Here is a 24,277-nt window from a genome sequence, read left to right as displayed (position 1 = left end):
TGGGGCACCCGTGAGCACCCCACCTCACCTCACAGGAACCGGTTGTTCTTCGGGAAGCCGTTCGGCGGCATCTTGCCCTGGCCGGCGCGGTCGCCCATCCAGCCGGTCAGGTCGGTGACGGTGAAGTTCCGCTCGCCGTTCCTCCAGCTCAGCCCTTCGGCCAGCGTGAAGGTCTTCACGTCGGCGACGCTGGCGTCCTTGTATTTCTGAAGCTGGACGCCCTTGCCGCGGGTCATCACCGGCACCTGCTCCAACGGGAAGACCAGCATCTTGCGGTTGTTGCCGATGATGGCGAGGGTGTCGCCGCTCACCGGATGGCAGATGCGGGCCGACTTGCCGTCCTCCAGGTTCAGCACTTGGCGGCCGGCGCGGGTCTGGGCCAGCACCTCCGCCTCCTCGACACGGAAGCCGCGGCCGTCCTCCGACACCACCAGCAGAGTGCGGCCCGCTTGGTGGCGGAACAGGTCGACGATGTCGACATCGTTGCCGAGGTCGATCATCAGCCGCACCGGCTCGCCGAAGCCGCGGCCGCGTGGCAGCTTGTCGACGCCGATGGTGAAGAACTTGCCGTTGCTGGCGAAGACCAGCAGCTTGTCGGTCGTCTCGCAGCGCTCGACGAAGCCGCGGGCGTCGCCGTCCTTGTACTTCACATCCTCCGCTTCCGCGTCGGTCAGATGGCCGCGCACCGTGCGGATCCAGCCCTTGGCGGAGCAGATGACGGTCACCGGCTCGCGTTCCACCAGCGCGTCCAGCGGCACCTCGATCACCGCCGGTGCATCGGCCACGTCGGTCCGCCGCTTGCCGAGCGCGCCGCCGCCGAACTTCTTCTTGATCTCGGCGACGCCTTCGGCGATCCGCTTCCAGCGCAGGGTCTCGTCGCCCAGCAGCTCCAGCAGGCCGTTCTTCTCGGTGGTCAGCGTGTCGTGCTCGCGCCGGATCTCCATCTCCTCCAGCTTGCGCAAATTGCGCAGCCGCATGTTGAGGATGGCGTCGGCCTGCACGTCGGTCAGGGTGAAGGCGCGGATCAGTTCCTGCTTCGGCTCGTCCTCCTCGCGGATGATGCGGATGACCTCGTCCAGGTTCAGGTAGGCGGCGAGATAGCCGCCGAGAACCTCCAGCCGGTGGTCGATCTGCTTCAGCCGGTGATTGGACCGGCGGACCAGCACCTCGTGCCGGTGGTCGAGGAAGGCCTGCAGAACCTCGCGCAGGTTCATCACCCGCGGCACATGGTCGGCGCCCAGCACGTTCATGTTCAGCGAGAAGCGGATCTCCAGGTCGGTGGCCTGGAACAGCGAGGCCATCAGCACCTCGGGATCCACGTTCCGGCTCTTGGGCACCAGGACGAGGCGGACGTCCTCCGCCGATTCGTCGCGGACATCGTCCAGCAGGATCAGCTTCTTGGCCAGCAGCAGCTCGGCGATCTTCTCGACCAGCCGGGCCTTCTGCACCTGATAGGGGACCTCGGTGACGACGATCTGCCAGGTGCCCTGGGCGAGCTTCTCCACCTCCCAGCGGGCGCGCAGGCGGAAGGCGCCGCGGCCGGTGCGGTAGGCCTCGATCACATTCTCCCGCGACTCGACCAGCACACCGCCGGTGGGGAAATCGGGGCCGGGCATGAAGCCGACCAGCGTCTCGATCGGGGCGTCGCGGTGCTTGATCAGGTGGCGCAGCGCGTCGCAGATCTCGCCGACATTGTGCGGCGGGATGTTGGTCGCCATGCCCACCGCGATGCCGCTCGACCCGTTGGCCAGCAGGTTCGGGAAGTTGGAGGGCAGGACAGCCGGCTCGTCGCCGTCGCCGTCATAGGTCGGGCGGAAATCGACGGCGTCCTCGTCGATGCCTTCCAGCAGGGCCTTGGCGACCTCGGTCAGGCGGGCTTCGGTGTAGCGCATCGCCGCGGCGTTATCGCCGTCGATGTTGCCGAAATTGCCCTGGCCGTCGACCAGCGGATAGCGGACGGAGAAATCCTGCGCCAGCCGCACCAGCGCGTCATAGACCGAGCTGTCGCCGTGCGGGTGGAATTTGCCGATCACGTCGCCGACGACGCGCGCCGACTTCTTGGGCGGCGTCGTCGGTTCCAGCCGGAGCTGGCTCATGGCGAACAGCAGGCGTCGGTGCACCGGCTTCAGCCCGTCTCGCACGTCGGGCAGCGAGCGGGACATGATGGTGGACAGCGCATAGCTGAGATACCGCTCGCCGAGCGCGTCGGCCAGCGGCTTCTCCAGAATTTCTGAGGCGGGGTTTTGCGGCTTCATGATGATGCGGTCTAGCAGTTTCAGGCGGAGCGCGCTACCGCGTTCGCGTAACGTTCTCTCAGCCGTTCGCGCGCGGGCGGCAGCGGCCCGTTCAACACATGGCGTTCCAGGAAATGCGCGGTCAGCCTGAGCCCATCGGACACGGCGGCATGCCCGCCGCCGCCGCGTCCGGCCAGGAAATCGGGCAGGGGAAGCAACCGGTCGCGATAGGGCTCTCCCACCGACGCGGTCACCGCGCGGCCGGTGCGCGGGCTGACATAGGCGAGATAGTCGTTGGCCCCCGACACCGCGCAGCGGTCGAGGTCGAGGCCGAATCCAAGCTCGGCCAGCAGCCCGACCTCCCACCGCACATAGCTTTCCGCCCAGGCCGGGCTGTCCAGCAGGTCGAACAGGGCGAGAAGCCCGTCGAACAGGGCAGGGTGGGTCTCCCGTTCCGGCAGGGCGGCCTCCACCAGCGCGCAGGCGCTGATCAGGGCGGCCAGCGCATGGGCGTCGTCGAAGAAATTGGCGGCATAGCCCTTCACCGGCTCCAGCGTGAAATGGCCGAGATGCTCCGGCAGCCGGCCGCGCCACCGGGCGTGGACCAGCGTCCCCGGTTCCAGCGTGCCGCGCTGCCGCGCCGACCGGCCGCCCATCACCATCCCGGCATGGCGGCCATGGTCGCGCGTCAGCAGGGTCGCGACGGCGGACCCTTCACCCTGCGGGCGGGTGGACAGAACGATTCCCTGGTCGGACCAATCCATCGGTGCCGGTCTCGGATGAGGTGGCGGGCTATCCTAATATAGGAAAAAATCTCCCCAAGGGAACCGTTCACGACGGACGGGCCCGCCCGTATTGAGTGCATTCACAAATTCTTCACCAGACCCCCCCTACAATCTGGCACTCAACGGTGGGGGGCCCCACCAATCGCTGGCCGCCAAGGGGTCCGACGAGGGGTCTTGAACACCAACATCGACCGATATCTGCTGGCTGAAAAGGCCGGCTCCGAAGGCGTCTGGGACTGGGACCTGCGCAGCGACACGCTGTACCTTTCCCCCCGCTTCAAGGATTTTCTCGGTCTGCCCCTGGGTGATCCCGGCCGCGAGACCAACCGGCCAGCCGACTGGCTGTCGCTGGTCCATCCCGAAGACGTCGATTGGCTGCACGCCTCGTTCGAAGCGCAGATGGTCGGGCTGTCCGTCCCCTTCCAGATCGAGCACCGCGTCCGCCGTGCCGATCCAGCCGTCGATTCGACCGACAAACCGCACTGGCGCTGGCTGGTCTGCCGCGGCATGGCGGTGATGGACGAAATGGGGTTTCCGATCCGGCTGGTCGGCTCCGTCGCCGACATCACCGACCGCAAGCTCGCCGAGCAGCGCCTGCGCCAGAGCGAGGAGCGCTATGCGCTTGCCGCCGCCGGGGCGGCGGACGGGCTGTGGGACTGGCACATCGACAGCGGCGAGATCTATTACTCGCCGCGCTGGAAGGCGATGCTCGGCTATGAGGATGCCGAGATCGGCGGAACCCTCGACGAGTGGTTCCGGCATGTCCTGCCCGGCGATCTGGACGGGCTGCGCACCGCCATCAACCTGCACCTGACCGGCGAGCGCCCGCACCTCCAGCACGAGTTCCGCATCTGCGACAGGGCGGGTGGGCAGTTGTGGATGCTGGTGCGCGGGCTGGCGGTGCGGAACGAGAAGGGCTATGCCGTCCGCATGGCCGGCTCGATGACCGACATCACCGCGCGCAAGAAGGCCGAGCAGCAGATCCTGTTCGACGCCGTCCACGACGCCATGACCGGGCTGCCCAACCGCACCCTTCTGCTCGACCGCATCGGGCAGGCGCTGGACCGCAACCGCCGGGCCGGCGCCCGGCCCTTCGCCGCGATCATCATCGACCTGGACCGCTTCAAGGCGATCAACGACGCGCTGGGCACCAGCGCCGGCGACCGCGTGCTGCGCATCGTCGCCACGCGCCTCGACGCCAGCCGCCGCGTCGGCGACACGCTGGCCCGCCTGTCCGCCGACGAGTTCGCCGTGCTGGTGGACGAGCTGGACGACGCCGGCGCCGCGCTGGAGGCGGCGGAGCGGATGGCCCGCGCCATCTCCCGCCCGATCACGTTGGAGGAGGGCCGCGATCTCGTGCTGACTGCCTCCATCGGCGTGGCGCTGAGCCAGACCGGCTACGACCGGGCGGAGGACATGCTGCGCGACGCCAGCCTGTCCATGTACCGCGCCAAGAGCGGCGGTCGGGCGCGCATCGACGTGTTCGACGCCAATCTCCGCCGGCAGGCGATGGCCGCCATGCGGATGGAGGCCGACCTCCGCGCCGCGCTGGAAGAGGGCCAGCTCTGCCTGCACTACCAGCCCATCGTCCTGCTGGAGACCGGGGCCATCGCCGGCTTCGAGGCGTTGATGCGCTGGAACCACCCCGACCGCGGCCTGGTTCCCCCGGCGGAGTTCATCCCGCTGGCCGAGGAGACCGGCCTGATCGCGCCGATGGGCCGCTGGGCCTTGGACGAGGCGGTGCGGCAACTGGCGCTCTGGCAGGCGCGTTTCCCGCGGCCGGTGCCGCTGTTCATGAGCGTCAACGTCTCCACCCGCCAGTTCCGCGACGACGATCTTGTCGGGGCGGTGCGCGACCTGCTGGACGCCGTGCCGATTCCGCCGTCGAGCCTGAAGCTGGAGCTGACCGAAAGCCTGCTGATGCAGGATCCGGACGAATGCCGGATGCTGATGCAGAGCATCCGCGACATGGATGTGCGGCTGTCCATCGACGATTTCGGCACCGGCTATTCCTCGCTGGCCTATCTGCACAAGCTGCCGGTGGATGTGCTGAAGATCGACCGCAGCTTCGTCCGCGCGGTCTCGACGGGGGAGGGCAACGCCGCCATCGTCCAGGTCATCGCCGGCCTTGCCACCATTTTGCGGCTCGACGCCGTGGCGGAAGGGGTGGAAACGTCGGACGAAGCGGTGTATCTGCGCGGTCTGTGCAAGTACGCCCAAGGCTATCACTTCGCCCGCCCGGCCCCGCCGGATGCGGTGGAGCGGCTGCTGGCCGCCGAAGACGAGCACATCGCCCTGCCAGCATCGGCTTGACGCCGCTGCGAGCCGCTGATTTGGAGTTTGCGTGATGTCGGACCGCAATTGCGGTGAATGCACCCTCTGCTGCAAGCTGATGGGGGTGCCGGAATTGAAGAAGCCGTCGGCCAAATGGTGCGCGTCCTGCGACCAGGGCAAGGGCTGCTCGATCTACGAGGAGCGGCCGCAATCCTGCCGGAACTTCCAGTGCTTCTGGCTGATGGACGAGAATTTCCCCGACGAATTCCGCCCCGACCGCATCCACGCGCTGGCCGCCTTCAACGACGTGAAGGACAGCTGCGTTCTGCATGTCGACCCGGCCAAGCCGCGCGCGATGGGCAGCCCCGAGGTCCAGGCGCTGACCGACGCGCTGCTGAAGGTCTATTCGAAGGTGTTCTTCCTGTGCGGCAAGGAAAGCGCGATGATGCAGCGGTGAGGGGGCTCCTTCCGAGGCGCCCCTACCGCTTCACCCCGCTCTCATGGACGCGCACCGCGTCCTCGATCCCCATCGCCAGCATCCGCGCGACGCAATCATAACCGCCGTCGTTCTGGTGGATGCCGTCCGGGCCGATCAGGTCGGTGACGGCCATTCCGCGCTTTTCCACCAGCGACCGCATCACCTCGAAGCGGTGGAACAGGCCGACGCGCTGGTCGGCGGCGATCCCGGCGATGCGGGCCAGCATCGGGGCGACCCCGCTCTTGTCCAGCATCTTCGGCGCATATTGCAGGTCCATTAGCACCACGTCCACCCCGGCGGCGCGCAGCCGTTCCACCCCCCGGCGCACGGACCGCTCGCTCAGGCGCTGGTCGCCGTCGCGCAGCACCGTGTTGGCGCCGACCTGCCAGATCACCAGATCGGGCTCGGCGCCCAGGGCGTCGGCGTCGATCCGCTTTTCGGTCTGGTCGTCGGTCTCGCCATTGATGCCGCGGTTCAGCACGGCGATGTCCGCATTGCGGAACCGCTCGGCCAGATAATGCGACAGGCGTGCCGGATAGGTTTTGTCGGGGGCGCTCGCCCCCGCCCCGGCGGTGGAGGAGGAGCCGATGGCGACGATGCGGATCGGGGCCCCGGTGGCGATGCGCTGCGACAGATGGGGCAGGGGCGCCGAAAGCGCCGCCTCGCCGCGCGGCAATTGGCACTGCGCCGGGCTTGCCGGATCGGCGGCCGATGCCGGAAGGGAAAGGGTCAGGGTGGCGATCAGTGTCAGGGCGCGGACGGCGTGACGCAGGATGCTGCTCAAGGACTCGTTCCGTTGCTTCGGGCGACCGCCGACGGGGCGATCATCGTGGCGATGCTTTCCGCCAGCAATTGTCCGATGCATTGGTGAACGAAATCGTAAGAACGCCGCTTCGCCTCGTCCCGCTCGTCGGCGAAATCGACCCGTTCCTCCTCCACCCAGTGCCGCATGATGTCGTAGCGCGGGAAATGGAAGACGTCGGAGCCCTGGGCCAGCCACGCGATGTACGACAGGTAGGGGGCGAAGTCGATCAGCTGCGCCGTGTGCATGCTGTACTGCATGTCCATGATGACGATGTCGGCGCCGCGGCTCTGAACCTCGGCGATGCCGGCCTGAAGCGCCGTGCCGAAACTTTCGGGATCGAGGTTGCGCATGGCGTCGACGGTGCCGGTCTGCCAGACCACCAGCGCCGGACGCTGGTTCTCGACCGCCTGGGCCAGCGGCGCCACCATGGCGGGGGCGGCCTCGCCGGGCAGGCTCAGCACGGCGGTCCGCACGGTGCGGCCGGGCAGGCGGCGCTTGAGCTCCTGCTCCAGACGGGCGGGATAGCCGACGACGCCGAGCTTGGACGCCTGCTTGCCGGAATGCACGATCAGGACCGACAGCGCACGGCCGGCGGCGAGCGTCGCTGCGGCCCGCGGCAGCGGCTCGGCGGATGCGAGCAGCGAGTCCGGAACGGCGCAGGCCGGGTCCACCGCCACCGAAGAGGCGCGGCCCGGACCCGAGAGGGTGGATGCCGCCAGCACGATGGCGGCGGCTGCCAGCAACCGTTTGACCCCCGGTCCCTTCATGCACCCACATTCCTGCTGGCCGCGATCCTGCCGTGGCGGCGCGCCCGTTCTGCCGACTGATACCATATCCGGAAGCGGGCCAGCAGCACCATCGTGGCGATGCCGAGCACGGTGACGAGGAACTGTGCGGAAAGCGAGCCGCTGACATGGACCAGCACGGTCTGTCCGGCGAAGGACAGCAGCACCCCCAGGCAGAACACCTGCAGCGACTGCCGTCCGCAGTCGAGCACCGGGGCGGCCAGCGGTCCGCGCAGCCAGGATGCGCCGGGCGGAACCAGCCACAGGACCAGATAGGTCAGCGCGAAGAAATGCAGCAGCCGCAGCGGATCGAGATCGGTCTTGCTGATCGGGTAGAGGATTTCCGCCACCCCTTCCGGGATTGCCGTGTGCAGCGGGGGGAATTTCCAGGACAGGGTCAGGAACAGGCTGGCCAGCAGGATGGCGACCGCAGCGGCCATCACCGGCAGGCGGAAACGGGTCAGGGACGCGCGCAGCTCCGGCCTGAACTGGAGCGACGCGCCGGCCACGAACAGGACCTGCCAGGTGAAGGGGTTGAAGTACCAGACGCCGCCGTCGGGATGGGTTGGCAGGTTCCAGCCCCAGTGGCGTGCCGCGAGATAGACCATGGCCGAACCGGCCAGGACCGCCAGGGGCCGGCGGCGCAGCACCGGCAGCAGCAGGGGAAAGGCCAGCAGAAGCACGATGTAGAGCGGCAGCACGTCCAGGTTGGCCGGGCGGAACTTCAGCAGAAGGGCCTGGGTCAGGGCGGTGACGGGATCCTGGAAATAGCTGGCGATGCCCATCTCTTCCGCGAACAGCGGACTGTCGAAGGCGCGGGCGGTGTAGGCGATCTGCGCGGTGAAGGCGAAGAACAGGATGATGTAGGTGGCATAGAGCGTCCAGCAGCGGTGCAGAACCTGCGCCGCCGTCATCGGCAAGCCCTGACGGTCCAGCGTCCGGCCATAGACCAGCGCCGCGGTGTAGCCGGAGATGAAGACGAAGATTTCCGTGGCGTCGCTGAGCCCGAAGTTGCGCGGCGTCAGCCAGGAGATCTGGTTGGCCGGGATGTGGTTCACGAAGATGAACCACAGGGCCAGCCCGCGGAAGAAATCCAGCCGCAGGTCACGCGCCGCGGCAGCCTCCGCCCCGCGTTCCGTCACAGTCACGTCCTTCATGGCCACTGCACCCGCAAATTCCCGATCTCCCCCATCAACACTCCTGCGCAGTCAAAAGCTCCGCCGCCCGGCATATCCAGGGACCTCTCGTACAGGTGCCGGCCCTGCCTGCAACAGATGGGGACGGCAGCGGCGGTTTCGAGACGCGATGTCGCCGGACCTTGGTCCGACGCCATCCGGCGGGCTTGCGGCCGGGTGGGTTGAAGGGGACCCGCGGCTTCCCGCCGCACCGTTAAACCTCTGAAATACGGTCGTCAATTCCGCTTCGCGCTTGATCCCGACCATTTGCTTCCTGCATAATCCGGTCAGCGAAAGAAAGCTGGGACGGACCGGCTGAAAGGCCGGCGGCAAACCCGGATGGATGGGAGGACGCGCAAGGGACATGGCGGTGCTCCGCGGGATCGGTCGGCTGCCCACGCGCTGGCGCATCCGGTTCCGTGACGGTCCGTTCCGTGACGCCCAACCTCATGGCGCCCCGTCCCGGCCATACCGGGCCGGCCGGTCGTGAATCCCAACCACTCCCACTTTTCCCGCTCAGCCGGTGGCCTTCGGTCCCGTCAAGGGGCCGGCAGCTTCGGTTGCAGGCCGGCTGACCCCGGTCCGGCCACAAGAGCACATAAAACAACGCATAACAGAGAACGGACAAAGGGAGCTTCTGGATGAAACGTCGTGCATTTCTGACCTCGGCCGGTGTGGGCGTCGCCGCCAGCACGCTTGCCGCCCCCGCCATCGCCCAGTCCTCGCCCGAGATCAAGTGGCGGTGCGCCTCCAGCTTCCCGAAGAGCCTCGACACCATCTACGGTGGTGCGGAGTTCGTGTCCAAGCGCGTGGCCGAGCTGACCGACGGCAAGTTCCAGATCCGTGTCTTCGCAGCCGGCGAGATCGTTCCGGCGCTGCAGGTTCTGGATGCGGTCAAGGACAACACCATCGAGTGCGGCCACACCGTCTCCTATTACTACGTCGGCAAGGATCCGACCTTCGCCTTCGACGCGGCGATGCCGTTCGGCCTGAACGCGCGCCAGCAGAACGCCTGGATGAGCCATGGCGGCGGCAAGGAGCTGATGGCGGAGTTCTTCGCCGGCCATAACCTCGTCGCCATCGGCGCCGGCAACACCGGCACCCAGATGGGCGGCTGGTTCCGCAAGGAAATCAAGACGGTCGAAGACCTGAAGGGCCTGAAGTTCCGCATCGGCGGCTATGCCGGCACCATCATGGCCCGTCTGGGCGTCGTTCCGCAGCAGATCGGCGGCGGCGACATCTATCCGGCGCTGGAGAAGGGAACCATCGACGGCGCCGAGTTCGTCGGCCCCTACGACGACGAGAAGCTCGGCTTCAACAAGGTCGCCAAATACTACTACTATCCCGGCTGGTGGGAAGGCGGCCCGCAGGTCTCCATGCTGTTCGGCAAGGAGAAGTTCGACTCGCTGCCGCCGGCCTACAAGGCGGCGCTGCAGGCGGCCTGCGCCGACGCGACGCTGGACATGCTGGGCAAGTACGACGTCCAGAACATGACCGCGCTGAAGCGTCTGGTCGCCGCCGGCACCCAGCTGCGCCCCTTCCCCAACGAGGTGATGCAGGCCTGCTATCAGGCCGCCATCGAGGTGTACGAGGAAGAGGCCGCGAAGAACGAGAAGTTCCGCAAGATCTATGAGGCGTGGAAGAAGTTCCGCGAGGAAGAGTATCTGTGGTTCCGCGTCGCCGAATACAGCTTCGACCGCTTCGTCTACGCGGCCCCGCCGCTTGAGAAGAAGAAGTAAGGGGAAGTTTGGGTGGGGAGGTTCAGGCTATTGCCCCCTCCCTAACCCTCCCCCTCTTCGAGGGAGAGGGGACTGCCGCCACTTCGGCAGTTAAGTCACGCCGACAAGCATTCTACCCCCTCTCCCGCGAAGCGGGGGAGGGATGGGGAGGGGGCACCCCCTAGCCACCCTCAAACCTCGATCACCATCCCGTCATACGCCGGTTCGACCCCCTCCGGCAGGATCCGCCGCAGGCTGTCGTAATCCATCGTGTTGTCCATGTGGGTGAGAAAGGCCCGCCGAGGCTGCACCCGCTCGATCCATTCCAGCGTCAGCGCCAGATGCGCGTGCACCGGATGCGGCGGTTCGATCCGGCCGCAATCGACCATCCAGGTGTCGATCCCCGCCAGCGCCGCGAAGGCCCGCTCGTCCAGCCGCACCACATCGGTCGAATAGGCGAAGCGCCCGAAGCGGTAGCCCACCGTCCGCATATAGCCGTGGTCCTGCTCGAACGGCGTCACCTCCAGGCCCTTCACGCTGAACGGACCGTCGATGCGGTGCGACCTCAGCACCGGGCGGTAGAAGGGATAGCCCTCTGGCAACGGAGCGAAGCAGTAGGGGAAGCGGATTTCGATATCGCGCAGATGCTCGTCCCAGCCATAGGCGTCGATCGGCGCATGCATCTGCCGGCAGATCTCGCGCAGCTCGTCGATGCCGTGGCAATGGTCGGCATGCTGGTGCGTCCACAACACGGCATCCAGCCGCGAACAGCCGCTGTCGAGGAACTGCTGCCGCAGGTCGGGCGAGGTGTCGACCAGAACCGACACGCCGCCATGCTCCACCAGCACCGACGGGCGCATGCGGCGGTTCTTGGGGTTGGCGGGATCGCAGCGCCCCCACTGCCCGCCCGGCACGCCGGCGATCACCGGAACGCCGCGCGACCCGCCGCAGCCCAGCACGGTCACGCGCATCGCGCCCGGTGAAGCGCCGGCTGATGCGCCGTCCACACTCATGCAACCGCCTTGTCTTGGGCGGCCTTAGCGAACAGGCGGAAGAAGTTGTCGGTGGTGACGCGCGCAAGCTCCTCGGCCGACACGCCCTTCACCTCCGCCACGCAAGCCGCGGTGTGGGCGACATAGGCCGGCTCGTTGCGCTTTCCGCGGAAGGGGATCGGCGCCAGATAAGGCGCGTCGGTCTCCACCAGGATGCGGTCGAGCGGCACGTCCTTGACGATGGCGCGCAGGTCTTCCGACTTCTTGAAGGTGACGATCCCCGACAGCGACAGGGTGAAGCCGTACTCCACCGCCTCTTCCGCCAGCGCCCGGCCGGAGCTGAAGCAATGCAGCAGCCCCTTCACCGGTTGCCCGGCGGCTTCCTCCTTGACGATGCGCATGGTGTCGTCGTCGGCGTCGCGGGTGTGGATGATCAGCGGCAGGCCGGTCTCCAGGCTGGCGCGGATGTGCCGGCGGAAACACTCCTGCTGCTGGTCGCGCGGGCTCTTGTCGTAGAAGTAGTCCAGTCCGGTCTCGCCCAGCCCGATCACCTTGGGATGGCGCGACAGCTCCACCAGCTTGTCGACGGTGGTGATGGCGAACTCCTCCGCCGCCTGATGGGGATGGACCCCCACTGTGCAGAGGATGTCGTCATAGCGTTCGGCCACCGCCAGGATGCGGTCGAAGCGGCTGATGTAGGTGCAGATCGTGACCATCCGCCCGATGCCGGCCTGCCGGGCGCGGTCGACGACCGCGTCCAGCTCCTCGGCGAAATCGGGGAAGTCGAGATGGCAATGGCTGTCGACGAGCATCAGCGGAACTCAGGCCTTCGGTTCTTCGACGTAACGCGGGAAGACGCCCTGCGGCGTCGGCAGCGGGGTGCCGGCCACCAGCGCCCCCGCCGGACCCAGCGTGCCGAAACCGCGCGCGTCCGGACCCAGAGCCAACAGGTCGAGGATCTTGGCGGAGCTGTCCGGCATCACCGGCTGGGTCAGGATGGCGAGATGGCGGATCGTCTCGGCCAGCACATAGAGCACGGTCGCCATCCGCGCCGGATCGGTCTTCTTCAGCGCCCAGGGGGCCTGTTCGTCGACATAGCGGTTGGCGTCGCCGACCACGGCCCAGATGGCGTCCAGCGCCTTGTGGAAGGCCTGCGCCCTGATCTCCGCCCGGACGATGTCGAGCATGCCGTAGGCCGAGCCAAGGAGCGTGTTGTCGGCTTCGGTGAAGGCGCCCGGCGTCGGCACGGCGGCGCCGCAGTTCTTGCCGATCATCGACAGGACGCGCTGCACCAGATTGCCGTAATCGTTGGCGAGGTTGCCGTTGATCCGGTTCACCATCTGCTTGTGCGAGAAGTCGCCGTCATTGCCGAACGGCACTTCGCGCAGCAGGAAATAGCGGGTCTGGTCGAGGCCGTAGGTGTTGACCAGCGTGTCCGGCGCGATCACGTTGCCCAGCGACTTGGACATCTTCTGGCCTTCGATGGTCCACCAGCCGTGGGCGAAGACACGGCGGGGCGGCTGCAGGCCGGCGGCCATCAGGAAGGCCGGCCAATAGACGGCATGGAAGCGCAGGATGTCCTTGCCGACCATGTGCAGGTCGGCCGGCCAGTATTTGGCATAGTCGCCCGTGGTGTCGGGATAGCCGACGGCGGTGATGTAGTTTGCCAGCGCGTCGAGCCAGACATACATGATGTGGGCGTCGTCGCCCGGCACCGGGATGCCCCACTTGAAGGTGGTGCGGCTGACCGACAGGTCCTTCAGTCCCGACTTGACGAAGGACATCACCTCGTTGCGCTTGCCGGCCGGCGCGATGAAATCCGGGTTCTGTTCATAGAACTCGATCAGCCGGTCCTGCCAGGCCGAGAGCTTGAAGAAGTAGGACGGCTCCTCCACCCACTCGCATTCGGCGCCGGTCGGGGCGATCTTCTTGCCGGTCGGGCTGGTGGTCAGCTCGTCCTCGCCATAGAAGGCCTCGTCGCGGACCGAATACCAGCCGGCGTAGGAACCGAGGTAAATCTCGCCCTTCTCCTTCAGCACCGTCCACAGCGCCTGAACCGACTTGACGTGGCGCGGCTCGGTGGTGCGGATGAAGTCGTCGTTGGAATAGTTCATCAGCGACACGAGATCGCGGAAGTTCTGCGACACCCGGTCGGTGAAGTCCTGCGGCGCGATGCCGGCCTTCTCCGCCGACTTCTCCACCTTCTGGCCATGCTCGTCGGTGCCGGTCAGGAACTTCACGTCATAGCCGTCGAGGCGCATGAACCGGGCGAGGACGTCGCAGGCAAGCGTCGTGTAGGCGTGGCCGATGTGCGGCACGTCGTTCACGTAATAGATCGGCGTCGTCAGGTAGAAGGTCTTCGGCCCGGCCATTTGCGGCACTTTCTTCCAAAAAGGTTTGTCGGCTCGTCTCGAAAAACGCTAGGCGGCGGCCGTTTCCAGCGCCGACAGGGCGTTCAGGACCACCTGCTTGCGGTCCAGGTTTGCGGATTCCGCGCGCGCGAAAAGACGCTGAACCTTTTCCCACACCTCCACCCAACGTTCAAGACCACGAACATTGGGGTTGGGGGCATTCGCCAGCCGCGCCATCAGGGCGGTCTCTCCCGGCACCACCTCCGCCGGCCAGGACCCGCGGGCGAGCGAGCGGGCGAAGCGGGCCAGCCACCAGACCAGCAGTTCGGTCGCCGTCTCGAACATCCCGTCATCCTGTTTGCGGGTCAGCTTGTCGCCGAAGGCGTGGGCCGCGACGATGTCGATGCGCGGCAGGTCGGACAGCAGCCCGATCATCTCGCGGTACAGCGCCAGTCCGCCGGCATCGGCAAGGTCGATGGCGCGGCCGACGCTGCCCTCCGACAGCCGGGCCAATGCCGGGCGGTCGGCTGCGGCGATGTCGGGCCGGTGCTGTCCCAGCAGGTCGATCACCGTCTCTTCGGCCAGCGGCTTCAGCGTCAGCTTGCGGCAGCGCGAGCGGATGGTCGGCAGCATGCCGCCGGGATTGTCGCTGACCAGCAGCAGCAGGGCGCCGGGCGGCGGTTCCTCCAGGATCTTCAGGATGGCGTTCAGGCCGCTCAGGTTCATGCGGTCGGCGCCGTCGATCACCGCGACGCGCCAGCCGCCTTCCGCCGAGGTGCGGCGCAGGAAGGGACCGATCTTGCGCACGTCGTCCACCGCGATGTCGCGCTTCAGCCGGCCCTTCTTCTCGTCGCGCTGGCGCTCGATGGTCAGCATGTCGGCATGTCCGCCCGACGCCACCCGCCGGAACACCGGATGGTCCGGCCCGATGTGCAGGGACGTGACCGGCGCGGCACCGCCCAAGAGACTGTTGCCGAACAGGCTGTCGCCCGGCTGCTCCTGCGCCAGGACGAAGCGGGCGAAGCGGAAGGCCAGCGTCGCCTTGCCGATCCCCGGCGTGCCGCCGATCAGCCAGGCATGCGGCAGCCGGCCGGAATTCCACGCCTCCAGCAGCAGCCGTTCCGCCTCCTCATGCCCGACGAGGTCCGGGTTGCGCCGGGGGGCGAGCGCCTCTTCGGCGGCGGGTGCCGCCGGGGCAGGGGGGCGCGCCTTGCTCACGACACCAGCCCCAGCCGGCTTGTCACCGCGTCCCGGATGCGGGCCTGCACGGTGTCGAGGTCGGCGTCGGCATCGACCACGGCGCAGCGCTCCGGTTCCCGCCGGGCGATGTCGAGGAAGCCGTCGCGCAGCCGCTGGTGAAAGCCGATGTCCATCCGCTCATAGCGGTCCTCGCCGCCATGGCGTGCCACCGCCCGGCGCAGGCCCGTCTCCACGTCGATGTCGAGGATCAGGGTCAGGTCGGGGCGGAAGCCGCCCAGCGCCGCCGTCTGCAGGGTCTCCACCAGCCCGCGCCCCAGCCCCAGCCCATAGCCCTGATAGGCCATGGTGCTGTCGAAGAAGCGGTCGCACAGCACCCAGGTCCCGGCCTCCAGCGCCGGCCAAACGGTGCGTTCCAGATGGTCGCGGCGGGCGGCGGTGTGCAGCAGCGCCTCGGTGGTCGGACTCCAGCGCCCGGTCTCGCCGGTCACCAGCAGGCCGCGGATCTCCTCGGCTCCCGGCGACCCGCCCGGCTCGCGCGTCGTCACCAACTCAACGCCGCGGGCGCGCAGGGCCTCGCGCAGGGTCTCGGCCAGCCGGCGCAGCTGCGTCGACTTGCCGGCCCCTTCGCCGCCTTCCAGCGTGATGAAGCGCCCGCGATTGCCGGGAACTGAGGCGGTCGGCATGGTGGTCACGGTCACAGGCTGTTGCCGAAGACGAGATACTTGGCGGCGGCGAAGGCGCGGCCGAAGATGCCGGCCTTCGGCACGTCCTGGGCGGCCACCACCGGCACCTCCTTGCCAGGGAAGCCGGGGGCGGTGATCACCAGCTTGCCCACCGTGTCGCCCTTCTTGATCGGTGCCGCGACCGGGGCGCTGCTGACCAGCGACACCTTCATGCCGGGACGGTCTGCCCGGCCCATGGTGACGCTCAGGTTCTGCGGCACGGTGACGGGAACCGTTTCCTGCTCGCCCAGCCAGACCGGCACCTGCTCGATGGTCTCGCCGCCCTTGTAGAGCGTGTAGGTGGCGAATTCGCGGAAGCCCCATTCGATCAGGCGGGCCGATTCGTCGGCGCGCGCCTGCATGCTGGGCAGGCCGTTGACCACCAGCAGCAGGCGGCGCCCCTCGCGCTCGCCCGATGCGGTCAGGCCGTAGCCGCCGGCCTCGGTGTGGCCGGTCTTCATGCCGTCCACGTCCATGCCGCGGTACAGCAGCGGGTTGCGGTTGCCCTGGTTGATGCCGTGATACTTGAACTCCCGGATCGAATAGTAATGGTAGTATTCCGGATAATCCTTGATCAGATGCTCCGCCAGCAGCGCCATGTCGCGGGCGGTCATGTAGTGGTTGGGGTCGGGCCAGCCGGTGGAGTTGACGAAGTTGCTGCCCTTCAGCCCCAGCTCGCGCGCCTTGCGGTTGGCCTGCTCGGCGAAGGAGCCCTCGGATCCGGCCAGCCCCTCGGCCAGCACGATGCAGGCGTCGTTGCCCGACTGGACGATCATGCCCTTGATCAGGTCGTCGACCTTGATGTTGTTGTGAAGCTCCACGAACATCTTGGAGCCCTGCATCCGCCACGCCCGCTCGCTGACCGGCAGCGTGCTGTCCAGCGTCAGGCGGCCGGCCTTGATCGCCTCGAAGGTCAGGTAGGCGGTCATGATCTTGCTCATCGACGACGGCGCCATGCGCTCGTCGGCGTTCTTCTCGAACAGCACGGTGTTCGAGGTCAGGTCGAGCAGGATCGCCTGCTTGGCGATGGTGTCGATGGTCGCGGCCTGGACGGAGACCGCGGTCATGCCGGCGCCTATCGTGGCCCCGGCCATCGCGATTCCGGCCGCCATCCCAACGGAAAGGGCGACGGAACGGCCGAAAACGGCGCACAGGCGGACGACAACAGCGTTCATGGCAACAATCCTCCAAGGGCACTCGGTCACAGGCGCTCGGCAGAGCGGTCGAGGTGGGCGGTCACAGTGGATATCGGCTGGCCGGGATCAATCCACCACGATTTTGGCCTCCGTAAGGCCGGCCTGTATGATCTGGTTGAGCAGGGTGTCGGCACGATCGACGCTGTCCAGCGGCCCGACCCTGACGCGATGCAGGGACAGGCCGCCCGACCGCGTCAGGCTGACGCTGGCGCGCTGGCCCATGGCGGACAGCCGGGCGCGGGCCTTCGCCACATTCTCTTCGCTGCCGAAGGCGCCGACCTGGACATAGATCGCCTCCCGCGGCTTCACCGGCATCTGCGCCACCACCGGCGCCGGGACGAAGCGGCCTTCCGCCATGCTGCCGGCGACGGTGGCGGGCGGCGGCACCGGGGCGCCGACCACCGCAGGGCGTGGCGCTCCGGTGGAGGCCGACACCGTCGTCACCGGTCCGGACGGCCCGGACACCTCGATCCGGCCGCGTGGGGCGGCCTTGGGCGGCGGGCCGTCGGTCTCAGCCAGCAGCGGGGCGGGAGTCCCCTGGCGCGCGGCGGCGGCGATGGCCCGGCTTTCCTCCGCCAGGATCTGGACGCGCACCTTCGCCGTGCCGGGACCGTCGAATCCCAGCAGCTGGGCGCCGCGGCGCGACATGTCGATGATGCGGCCATTGGCGTAGGGGCCGCGGTCGTTGACCCGAACCACGATGGAGCGGCCATTGTCCAGATTGGTCACCCGCACCAGGCTCGGCATCGGCAGGGTGCGGTGCGCGGCGGTCAGTTCGTCCTGGTCGTAGATCTCGCCGTTGGCGGTGGTCTTCTCATGGAAGCCGGGCCCGTACCAGGAGGCGATTCCGGTCTCGTCATAGCCGTAGTCTTCCTTGGGATAATACCAGACGCCGCCGATCTGATAGGGCTTGCCGACCTTGTAGATGCCGCTGGTCGGCAGGCCCGAGCCGGTGCCGGCGGGATTCTGCGCACAGGCGGCGAGCGTTGCCACGCCGACCAGCACGACGATCCTGCCCACCCCGCGCCTGCGACGCATCCGCCAAACCCCTCGATCTCCCGGTCGCCTCGAACCGCCAAGGCGGCGGCACTCTAGCGGAGTGGCACGGCCACGCCAATGGCTGGAAATGCCGGGAAACACGATGACACAGGTGAGGAATGATCCTGAAGATCAGGGCGCCGGGAACAGCGCCTCGGTGCGGCCCATCAGCCAATAGGCGGTCAGTCCGATCCATTCCCGCACCGCATCGTCCAGGATCACCAGATTCTGGCCGAACTCGAAACGCAGATAGGGCCTGGCGCCGGTCCGGGTGCGGTAATCGACGGGGTAGGGGATCACCTCCCAGCCGATTTCGCGGAAGATGCCGACCGACCGCGGCATGTGCATGGCGGAGGTGACGAGGATCCAGCGCTCTCCCGGCGCCGGCTTCACCAGCTCCTTGCTGAACACGGCATTCTCCCAGGTGTTGCGGGAGTCCGCCTCGTAGATCACGCGGTCGGCCGGGATGCCGGCCTGCGCCAGGGCGGCACGGGCGGTCACATCCTCCTTGAATTCCTGCCCCAGCAGCCGGCCGGACCCGCCGGTGAAGACCGCCTTGGCGTCCGCATGGCGGCGGACGAGGTCGGCGAAGCCCAGGACCCGCTCCGCCGCGTCGTTGAGGGAGGGATCGCCGCGGTCGGCGGTGATCGGCGGGTTGAGCGCGCCGCCCAGCATGATGATGCCGTCGATGCGCCCCTCCGGCTCGGCCTTTGGAAAGCGGTTCTCCAGCGGCAGCGCCACCAGCGCACCCAGGCCGGTGTATGTCACCAGCAGCAGCAGGACCGCCGCCAGCGTGACCATCCGCTTGCCCGCCCGCTGCCAGCGCCGCGTCCGCAGCAGCAGCGCCCCCAGCGCCACCGCCAGAACCAGCGCGTTGCCCGGCGCCACGATGCCCCAAAGCAGCTTCGACAGGATGAAGGACAGCACCGGACAGTCCTTGGCCGTGAAAGGAGGGCCACCATAAGCGCGGCGGTCGTCAACAGGCAACAGCATGGCGGCTCCGGCGCGGGGCCGCTGCGTTTGACCGCGCCCTGACGACGCGTGCGGTCACGCCGTCAGGTTCATCACCGCGCCGCGCTTGGCCTCGGCGCCGGTCAGCTTCCGCTTCAATTCCTCGGCGATCTCCTTCTCGATGGCTTCCCGCTTTTCGGGTGACATCGCCTGGAGGTCTTTCTCGGTCATCTTGTTACGGGCAAGCCAATCGTCGCGGATTCGCTCCGCCGGCGTCTTCTTCGCTTCGGCCAGGAACGCATCCGCCGCGCTGGTCGGGCTGGCCGCGACCGTGCCGGTGCCTCCCGCGGCGTCGGACGAGCCGCTGCTGCGCGCCGCGCGGGTCGGACTGGAGTTCTGCAGGCCGTATCCATAGGCCCGATAGCCGTCGATCTGCATCTTGGGATCGTCCGTCTGGTTGCGGCGCCCGGTCAGGGCTGCCCGTCCGATCCAAAAAGCAAAAACCGTGCCATCGGTTGACCGATCGATCTTGCGGAATGGCCGCGGCGGCACCCGGTGGAACTTGCCCGGCGGGCAATTTCTGCCGGCCCGTTCCTGCCGGCCGGCTCGTCACGCCGCCGCCATCACCGCCACCCGCCGCTCCACCATCCGCAAGCCATGGGTCCGATACTGCGCCTGGACGATGGACGCCCAGCCCATGCGGATCAGCGTCAGCTTGACGGCGTCCGACACGTCGTCGCCGGTGACGAGGTCGGTGACCTGCCACATCAGCGTGTCGTCCACCGACCGCGGATGCATCGCCGCCACCCTCAGCAGCCGCGCCATCAGCGCCGCCGTCGACTGACGGCCCAGGCCCCGTTCGGCCAGCGTCAGCGCATCGTTCAACGCCGCCAGTTCCCGCCGCGCCTTGGCAGAGGATTCGCCCGCCGCGCGACCCGTGCTCTTCCCGCCGGTCATGGTTCGTGTCCCCGATTGCGATCCATGCCGGACAGTCTGTCGCCGCAATCCGAGGATCGCTGTGACGGCCGTCACTCCCCCATGGCGGCGCTACGGCATTCACGCATTTTTGGTCATCGCTAAATCTCGGGGACAAAAGAAACTTCGCGTCATCCCCGCGAAGGCGGGGATCCAGAGTTTCCAGGGCAGCGGCTTGCAAAGTCTGGATTCCCGCCTTCGCGGGAATGACGACCGAAAAAAGTAACTTTGTTCCAATAGCTTACATGACGCTGAGACGTGTGAATGTCATAGCATGGCCGCGGGACTGGTTTTCCAGTGCGGGCGTGCTACCTGAAGGCTTTACCGCTATAGTGCGGATGCCGCGGCCTGTCCGGATCGCCCGAAAGCCGCCAGAATGCCGAGGTTTTCCCCGACCGATGCTGTCCGCCCGCTCCAAGACGCCGACGCCGCCCGAAACCCACGCGCCGGCCATCCCCAACAAGCGCGCCATCATCTCCCGCCGCAAGTTGTCGGGGGAGCTTGAGGATCTGGTCGCCGAGCATGGCACCGGCGACAAGCTGCGCCCGGCGCTGATCGCCTGTCTGCGCAAGGCGCTGGCCGAAGGGCGGGCGGAGGTTCGGCGCCGCTTCGACGACGGCGGGTCCGGCGAACAGTGCGTGCGGGAGAACTGCTATCTTGCCGACCGGTTGGTGGGCACCCTGGCCGACTTCACCGTCCGCCACATCTTCCCCACCGCGAACCCGACCTCCGGCGAGGTCTTCGACGTGGCGGCCACCGGCGGCTATGGCCGTGGCGAGCTGGCTCCCTTCTCCGACATCGACCTCCTCTTCCTGCTGCCCTACAAGCGGACGCCGCGGGTCGAGCAGGTGGTCGAGTACATGCTCTATATCCTGTGGGATCTGGGGTTGAAGGTCGGCCATGCCGTGCGCAGCGTCGACGACTGCATCCGCCAGTCCAAGGCCGACATCACAATCCGCACCGCCATTCTCGAATCGCGCTATCTCTGGGGTCCGGGAAAGCTGTTCGCCGAGCTGCGCAAGCGCTACGACAAGGAGGTCGTCGCCGGATCCGGCCCCGAATTCGTCGAGGCCAAGCTGGCCGAGCGCGACAACCGCCACCTGAAGATGGGCGACAGCCGCTATGTGCTGGAGCCCAACCTGAAGGACGGCAAGGGGGGCTTGCGCGACCTGCAGACCCTGTTCTGGATCGCCAAGTACCTCTACCGCGTCGAGGGCGTCGCCGAGCTGGTCGGCAAGAAGGTGCTGACGCCGGAGGAGGCGCAGCGCTTCGCCAAGGCGCAGAACTTCCTGTGGACCGCGCGCTGCCACCTGCATTACCTGACCGGCCGGCTGGAAGACCGCCTGACCTTCGACGTCCAGACCAGCATCGGCGCCGCCATGGGCTATACCGACCATGCCGGCACCAAGGGCGTCGAGCGATTCATGAAGCATTACTTCCTGGTCGCCAAGGATGTCGGCGACCTGACGCGCATCTTCTGCGCGGCGCTGGAAGCGGAATCGAAGCGTCCGCCGAAATTCAACCTGCTGCGGCTGGCCTCGGTCGCCCGGCGCAAGGACGTGGACGGCTTCATCGTCGATGGCGAGCGGTTGAACGCCCGCAGCGACAAGCAATTCAAGGAGCAGCCGATCGACATGATCCGCCTGTTCCACACCGCCCAGATGAACGACATCGACATCCATCCGGCGGCGCTGCGCGCCATCACCCGGTCGCTGTCCGCCATCGGCCCGAAACTGCGCAACGATCCGGAAGCCAACCGGCTGTTCCTCGACATCCTGACCGGCCCGAAGGATCCGGAGATCACGCTGCGCCGCATGAACGAGGCGGGCGTGATGGCCCGCTTCATCCCCGACTTCGGCCGGGTCGTGGCGCAGATGCAGTATGACATGTACCATGTCTACACGGTGGACGAGCACACGCTGTTCGCCCTCGGCATCCTGCACAAGATCGCGTCCCGCGAGCATGCCGACGAATTGCCGCTGTCCACCGAGGTGATCCACAAGGTGGTGTCGAAGCGGGCGCTCTATGTCGCCGTCCTGCTGCACGACATCGCCAAGGGCCGCGGCGGCGACCATTCCGTGCTGGGGGCCCGCGTGGCGGAGAAGCTCTGCCCCCGCCTCGGCCTGACGGCGGAGGAGACGGAGACGGTGGCGTGGCTGGTGCGCTGGCACCTCGCCATGTCGCACACCGCCTTCAAGCGCGACCTTGAGGACGACAAGACCGTCCGCGACTTCGTGGCGCTGGTCCAGTCGCCGGAACGGCTGCGTCTGCTGCTGGTGCTGACGGTGGCCGACATCCGCGCGGTGGGGCCGCAACGCTGGAACAACTGGAAGGCCACGCTGCTCCGCGAACTCTACAACCGCTCCGAAGAGGTGATGTCGGGCGGCATGACGGTGGAGGGCAGGGGACGGCGCATCCAGTCGGCCCAGTCCGCCCTGCGCGCCGAGCTGACCGATTTCGACGACGCCGCTTTCGAGCATCACAAGGGCCTGGGCTATCCCGGCTACTGGCTGGCCTTCGACACTGACACGCTGGCCCATCAGGCCCGCATCGTCCGGGATGCCGAGCGGGAGCAGCGCCCGCTGACGGTGGAAACCCGCGTCGACCGCGGCCGCGCGGTGACGGAGGTGACGATCTACGCCACCGACCACAGCGGCCTGTTCTCCCGCCTCGCCGGGGCGCTGGCCGCCTGCGGCGCCGACATCGTCGATGCCCGCATCTTCACCATGACCAACGGGATGGCGCTCGACGTCTTCTCGGTGCAGGACGCCGCCGGCGGCGGCGCCTTCGAGAGCGGCGACAAGCTGGCCAAGCTGTCGGTGATGATCGAGAGGGTGCTGTCGGGCCAGTTGAAGCCGCTGAACGACCTGTCCACCCGCCGCACCACCCAGGCCAGCCGCACCCGCGTCTTCCATGTGCCGCCGCGCGTGCTGATCGACAACAACGCCTCCACCACCCACACGGTGATCGAGGTCAACGGCCGCGACCGTCCCGGTCTGCTCTATGATTTGACGCGCGCCCTGTCGAACCTGACCCTTCAGATCAGCTCGGCCAAGGTCTCCACCTTCGGCGAGAAGGCCATCGACGTCTTCTATGTGAAGGACGTCTTCGGCCTGAAGGTGACGCATGAAGGCAAGCTGGCGAAGATCAAGGAACGCCTGCTGAGCGCGCTCGACGATCCCACCGGCGACGCCCCGCCGCCGGCGACCGTGAAGCGGACACGCACCAAGGTGTCCGGGGCGTAGAATTGCACCTTCGCCCCGGTGCGCTCCCCCTCTCTCCTCGGGGAGAGGGCAGGGCGAGGAGGACGCAAGGCGTCCTGATCGTGAGGCGAGCGGGCAGAGTTTCGGCTATTCCCACAAAAGCAGCATGAGCGCAGCCAACTCGTCAACTTTTGGGCGTTCAAATTCTGCATGAAAAACAATCTCAGGGAGAGAATTTCCCGAGAGCATCGACGATAATTCCAATGAATTATCGATAAGTCCCCGTGATGGTTGCCGCTTTGATTCAAATAAGTGAAAAATTTCACTACTTTCAGGCATAGCATTCGCCATATGATGCTTATGGTCCGGATTTGATATACCTTTTTATCGATGTTCTGATGCCAAAACCGTCGCGATAGGCGTGTGCCTTCGGGTGCGGTTCCAAAATTTCAACGGAGGTCGGACCATGGCAAACATAAGCGTCTTCAATTTGACTGGTACGGATATTGCCCTTAAATCAATTTCCATCAATGGAACAAGTCTTCCGATAGAAAATAGTCAAATTTCCATGCTTGGCTGCATAGAACTGGATTATCGCTTGACCGATTGGAAGAACTTTTCGGGACTCGTCATAGAGATACAAAAAGACTCCGTTACCTATAAGGCCGATCTCAATAAAGATCATTATTTCGGTGGCGGCGATTATCGGTATCCTGGCTCCGGGTCGAAAGTCCGTTATATCCTGAGCGGCCTGAGTGTTGACGGTAAGAAGATTCAGATGAATTATGCCTATAATTCTCCAGATCTCGAAAAATACAAATACTCCAATGACATGAAATATCTGGATGCCAAATAAATCTGGAATTCTTTCAGGGTTGTTGGGCGTCGGCGAAGATCAACGTTGCAAAATTGGAGATTAATAATGGGAAGCCTCAGCTTCACGAATGTGTGCGGCTCTGCCATCGGTATTTCATACCTCAAGATCAATGACACAATCTTGATTGAGAAAAGCAAACCAAGCGAATATCCAGAGGTAAAAAATAAAATACTTGAGATTCCGGATAAAAATAGCACAATTTTTTCATATGACAATAAAAGCTGGAATGATTTTTCCAGAATATGGCTGTCGATAGAGGTTGGTGGAGATACTTATTCTATAGATCTGAACCGGGATCATTATTTTTACGGCGGTGACTATCGATATCCCGGTGAGGGATCGGCAATAGTCTATATCTTTTCGGGATTTAGCGAAGATAATTCAATGGTTCAGTTGAGCCAAGGGTATGCCAAGGCCGGCGATAACAATATGTTCTATTCCAACGATTTGAAATATCTCAACAAGACCGCTGCGACATGAGGTGATGGGGCGGGATTGGAAAAGGCGGCGGATCGCCG

General features: G+C 66.3%; 21 protein-coding genes. 6 read left to right on the top strand and 15 right to left on the bottom strand.

Annotated features, from left to right (window positions below; genetic code table 11):
• Window positions 1-29 precede the first annotated feature (29 nt).
• Together parC and recO are read right to left on the bottom strand one after the other, a co-directional pair.
• A complete protein-coding gene (parC, locus tag A6A40_RS07365; protein ID WP_063634830.1) occupies window positions 30-2,255 on the bottom strand; it encodes a DNA topoisomerase IV subunit A in 2,226 nt (741 codons plus the stop codon).
• A 20-nt stretch (window positions 2,256-2,275) separates the two neighbouring features.
• A complete protein-coding gene (recO, locus tag A6A40_RS07360) occupies window positions 2,276-2,998 on the bottom strand; it encodes a DNA repair protein RecO (protein ID WP_063634829.1) in 723 nt (240 codons plus the stop codon).
• Window positions 2,999-3,193: 195 nt separating this feature from the next.
• Here recO and A6A40_RS07355 point away from each other — a divergent pair, with 195 nt between their 5' ends.
• The gene (locus A6A40_RS07355; RefSeq protein WP_063634828.1) at window positions 3,194-5,332 is read left to right on the top strand and encodes a sensor domain-containing protein; all 2,139 of its coding nucleotides are present in this window, start codon (window positions 3,194-3,196) and stop codon (window positions 5,330-5,332) included.
• 34 nt (window positions 5,333-5,366) lie between these two features.
• Window positions 5,367-5,750: a hypothetical protein gene (locus A6A40_RS07350; RefSeq protein WP_014248010.1), complete on the top strand. Its 384-nt coding sequence runs from the start codon at window positions 5,367-5,369 to the stop codon at window positions 5,748-5,750.
• A 22-nt stretch (window positions 5,751-5,772) separates the two neighbouring features.
• Here A6A40_RS07350 and A6A40_RS07345 read toward each other — a convergent pair whose 3' ends face one another.
• The 3 genes from A6A40_RS07345 to A6A40_RS07335 are packed head-to-tail and all read right to left on the bottom strand — an operon-like array spanning window position 5,773 to window position 8,518.
• Entirely contained in the window at window positions 5,773-6,555 is a 783-nt protein-coding gene (locus tag A6A40_RS07345) for an SGNH/GDSL hydrolase family protein (protein ID WP_236783601.1), read from the bottom strand.
• Window positions 6,552-7,343 (bottom strand): SGNH/GDSL hydrolase family protein, encoded by a 792-nt coding sequence (locus tag A6A40_RS07340; RefSeq protein WP_063634827.1) that lies wholly within the window; start codon window positions 7,341-7,343, stop codon window positions 6,552-6,554. The genes A6A40_RS07345 and A6A40_RS07340 overlap by 4 nt, the downstream gene beginning before the upstream one ends.
• Window positions 7,340-8,518: an OpgC family protein gene (locus A6A40_RS07335; protein WP_063634826.1), complete on the bottom strand. Its 1,179-nt coding sequence runs from the start codon at window positions 8,516-8,518 to the stop codon at window positions 7,340-7,342. Before A6A40_RS07335 ends, A6A40_RS07340 begins: the two co-directional genes overlap by 4 nt.
• Before the next feature lie 659 nt (window positions 8,519-9,177).
• On the opposite strand from A6A40_RS07335, the gene A6A40_RS07330 reads away from it, so the two are divergent.
• Window positions 9,178-10,275, top strand: coding sequence for a TRAP transporter substrate-binding protein (locus A6A40_RS07330; RefSeq protein ID WP_063634825.1), 1,098 nt, complete (start codon window positions 9,178-9,180; stop codon window positions 10,273-10,275).
• A 170-nt stretch (window positions 10,276-10,445) separates the two neighbouring features.
• Here the strand turns inward: A6A40_RS07330 and A6A40_RS07325 are convergent, their stop codons facing one another.
• The 10 genes from A6A40_RS07325 to A6A40_RS07280 form a co-directional block, all read right to left on the bottom strand.
• Window positions 10,446-11,267: an MBL fold metallo-hydrolase gene (locus tag A6A40_RS07325; protein ID WP_108546639.1), complete on the bottom strand. Its 822-nt coding sequence runs from the start codon at window positions 11,265-11,267 to the stop codon at window positions 10,446-10,448.
• Window positions 11,264-12,058 (bottom strand): TatD family hydrolase, encoded by a 795-nt coding sequence (locus A6A40_RS07320; RefSeq protein WP_063634822.1) that lies wholly within the window; start codon window positions 12,056-12,058, stop codon window positions 11,264-11,266. Before A6A40_RS07320 ends, A6A40_RS07325 begins: the two co-directional genes overlap by 4 nt.
• A 9-nt stretch (window positions 12,059-12,067) precedes the next feature.
• Window positions 12,068-13,618, bottom strand: coding sequence for a methionine--tRNA ligase (gene metG, locus A6A40_RS07315; protein WP_063634820.1), 1,551 nt, complete (start codon window positions 13,616-13,618; stop codon window positions 12,068-12,070).
• 48 nt (window positions 13,619-13,666) lie between these two features.
• Window positions 13,667-14,815 (bottom strand): DNA polymerase III subunit delta', encoded by a 1,149-nt coding sequence (locus A6A40_RS07310; protein ID WP_063634818.1) that lies wholly within the window; start codon window positions 14,813-14,815, stop codon window positions 13,667-13,669.
• Window positions 14,812-15,480, bottom strand: coding sequence for a dTMP kinase (gene tmk, locus A6A40_RS07305; RefSeq protein ID WP_063636168.1), 669 nt, complete (start codon window positions 15,478-15,480; stop codon window positions 14,812-14,814). Before tmk ends, A6A40_RS07310 begins: the two co-directional genes overlap by 4 nt.
• An 11-nt stretch (window positions 15,481-15,491) precedes the next feature.
• Window positions 15,492-16,694: a D-alanyl-D-alanine carboxypeptidase family protein gene (locus A6A40_RS07300; RefSeq protein ID WP_063634816.1), complete on the bottom strand. Its 1,203-nt coding sequence runs from the start codon at window positions 16,692-16,694 to the stop codon at window positions 15,492-15,494.
• Window positions 16,695-16,781: 87 nt separating this feature from the next.
• Window positions 16,782-17,753, bottom strand: coding sequence for a septal ring lytic transglycosylase RlpA family protein (locus tag A6A40_RS07295; RefSeq protein WP_063634814.1), 972 nt, complete (start codon window positions 17,751-17,753; stop codon window positions 16,782-16,784).
• A gap of 132 nt (window positions 17,754-17,885) precedes the next feature.
• Window positions 17,886-18,746, bottom strand: coding sequence for a YdcF family protein (locus A6A40_RS07290; protein ID WP_236783766.1), 861 nt, complete (start codon window positions 18,744-18,746; stop codon window positions 17,886-17,888).
• Window positions 18,747-18,800: 54 nt separating this feature from the next.
• Entirely contained in the window at window positions 18,801-19,142 is a 342-nt protein-coding gene (locus A6A40_RS07285; protein WP_146191547.1) for a hypothetical protein, read from the bottom strand.
• 171 nt (window positions 19,143-19,313) lie between these two features.
• Window positions 19,314-19,661 (bottom strand): hypothetical protein, encoded by a 348-nt coding sequence (locus A6A40_RS07280; protein ID WP_063634812.1) that lies wholly within the window; start codon window positions 19,659-19,661, stop codon window positions 19,314-19,316.
• 416 nt (window positions 19,662-20,077) lie between these two features.
• On the opposite strand from A6A40_RS07280, the gene A6A40_RS07275 reads away from it, so the two are divergent.
• The 3 genes from A6A40_RS07275 to A6A40_RS30355 all read left to right on the top strand — a co-directional run bounded on the left by A6A40_RS07275 (window position 20,078) and on the right by A6A40_RS30355 (window position 24,239).
• Window positions 20,078-22,924, top strand: a complete 2,847-nt coding sequence (locus tag A6A40_RS07275) for a [protein-PII] uridylyltransferase (protein WP_063634810.1) — start codon at window positions 20,078-20,080, stop codon at window positions 22,922-22,924.
• A 424-nt stretch (window positions 22,925-23,348) separates the two neighbouring features.
• Entirely contained in the window at window positions 23,349-23,738 is a 390-nt protein-coding gene (locus A6A40_RS30360) for a hypothetical protein (RefSeq protein WP_146191546.1), read from the top strand.
• A 66-nt stretch (window positions 23,739-23,804) separates the two neighbouring features.
• Complete coding sequence (locus A6A40_RS30355; RefSeq protein ID WP_146191545.1) at window positions 23,805-24,239, top strand: hypothetical protein; 435 nt, start codon at window positions 23,805-23,807, stop codon at window positions 24,237-24,239.
• Window positions 24,240-24,277 lie beyond the last annotated feature (38 nt).

The sequence above is a fragment of the Azospirillum humicireducens genome, assembly GCF_001639105.2.
In the GTDB taxonomy this organism is placed as follows: Bacteria; Pseudomonadota; Alphaproteobacteria; order Azospirillales; family Azospirillaceae; genus Azospirillum; species Azospirillum humicireducens.
This window is presented reverse-complemented; position numbering and strand designations above follow the sequence as displayed.